Genomic DNA, 1807 nt, shown 5'->3' on the forward strand with positions numbered 1-1807 from the left:
AAGGAATACGGCGCCACCTTGGTCACCGGCTTCGCGAAGCTGCATGGCCACCCGGTCGGGATCGTGGCCAACAACGGCGTGCTCTTCAGCGAGTCCTCCCTCAAAGGCGCCCACTTCATCGAGTTGTGCGACCAACGCGGCATCCCGCTGGTGTTCCTGCAGAACATCTCCGGTTTTATGGTGGGCAAGGACTCCGAGCAGGGCGGCATCGCCAAAAACGGCGCCAAGATGGTCACGGCAGTGGCAACGGCCCGGGTGCCCAAGCTCACCGTGGTGATCGGAGGGTCCTTCGGCGCAGGCAACTACTCCATGTGCGGGCGGGCCTACTCACCGCGCTTCCTCTGGATGTGGCCGGCGAGCCGGATTTCCGTGATGGGCGGGAACCAGGCGTCCAGCGTGCTCGCCACCGTAAAGCGCGACCAGTACGACGCCCGCGGCGAGGAATGGTCCGCCGAGGACGAAGAAGCCTTTAAAGCACCGATCAGGCAGCAGTACGAGGACCAGGGCAGCCCCTACTACTCCACCGCACGCCTCTGGGACGACGGCGTGATCGACCCCGCCGACACCCGCACCGTCCTGGGACTGGCGCTCGACGTCGTCTCCCGCACCCCGTTGCCGGAGACCTCCTTCGGCCTTTTCCGGATGTGAGCCAGCAGTGACTACTTCTTCGTCGACTACGCCTCTTCCCACACCCGCGACACCGCTCTTCGGTACCGTACTCGTTGCCAACCGCGGCGAAATCGCGTGCCGTGTGATCCGCTCCCTGCGCTCGCTCGGCATCCGTTCCGTGGCGGTCTACAGCGACGCCGACGCCGGTGCCAGGCATGTGCGCGAGGCGGACGTGGCCGTCCGGATCGGGCCCGCCGCGGCAACCGGGAGCTACCTGAAGATCGCGGCCATCATCCAGGCCTGCCGGGACACCAAAGCCGAGGCAGTCCACCCGGGCTACGGCTTCCTCAGCGAGAACGTTGAGTTCGCCCGTGCGCTGGAACAGGCCGGCATCACCTTCATTGGCCCCGGCGTCGAGTCACTGAACATCATGGGGGACAAGATCCGGTCCAAGAACCATGTGGCCGGTTACGGCGTTCCCGTGGTGCCCGGAATAGCCGAACCGGGAATGACCGACGCCGAGCTCATGGACGCCGCTGCCGGCGTCGGGTTCCCGCTGCTCATCAAGCCTTCCGCCGGTGGCGGCGGAAAGGGCATGCACATCGTCGAACGCCCCGAGGATCTCGAGGCCACCCTGGCAACCGCCCGCAGGGTGGCGGCGAGCGCCTTTGGCGACGACACCCTTTTCCTTGAACGCCTGGTGCGCACGCCGCGGCACATTGAGGTCCAGGTCCTGGCTGACAACCACGGCAACGTCATCCACCTGGGCGAGCGTGAGTGCTCGCTGCAGCGCCGCCATCAGAAGGTCATCGAGGAAGCGCCCTCGCCGTTGCTGGATTCATTGAACGACGGCGGAGCCACCCGGGCCCGGATCGGTGAGGCAGCCTGCCAGGCAGCGCGCAGTGTCCACTACAGCGGCGCCGGAACCGTGGAATTCCTCGTCTCCGACGAGGCCCCGGACGAGTTCTTCTTTATGGAAATGAATACCCGCCTCCAGGTGGAGCACCCGGTCACCGAAATGGTCACGGGTGTTGATCTTGTTCAATGGCAGGTGCGGATCGCCGCCGGCGAGGTCCTCACCGTCGCCCAGTCCGACGTCGTACTTCAGGGGCATGCTGTGGAGGCGCGTGTCTATGCGGAGATGCCGGAACGGAACTTCATGCCCTCCACCGGCATGATCCTGGCGCTGGACGAACTT

At 65.6% G+C, this 1807-nt stretch carries 2 protein-coding genes; both read left to right on the forward strand.

Going from position 1 to position 1807, the window contains the following annotated elements; genetic code table 11:
• The coding region (locus DBR22_RS08425) for a carboxyl transferase domain-containing protein (RefSeq protein WP_308810192.1) at window positions 1–648 on the forward strand (648 nt) is incomplete at its 5' end.
• A gap of 7 nt (window positions 649–655) precedes the next feature.
• Window positions 656–1807 (forward strand): acetyl-CoA carboxylase biotin carboxylase subunit (locus tag DBR22_RS08430; protein ID WP_219928095.1); only part of this gene is annotated, 1152 nt, incomplete at its 3' end.

Source organism: Arthrobacter sp. HMWF013, from assembly GCF_003061105.1.
Taxonomy (GTDB): domain Bacteria; phylum Actinomycetota; class Actinomycetes; order Actinomycetales; family Micrococcaceae; genus Arthrobacter.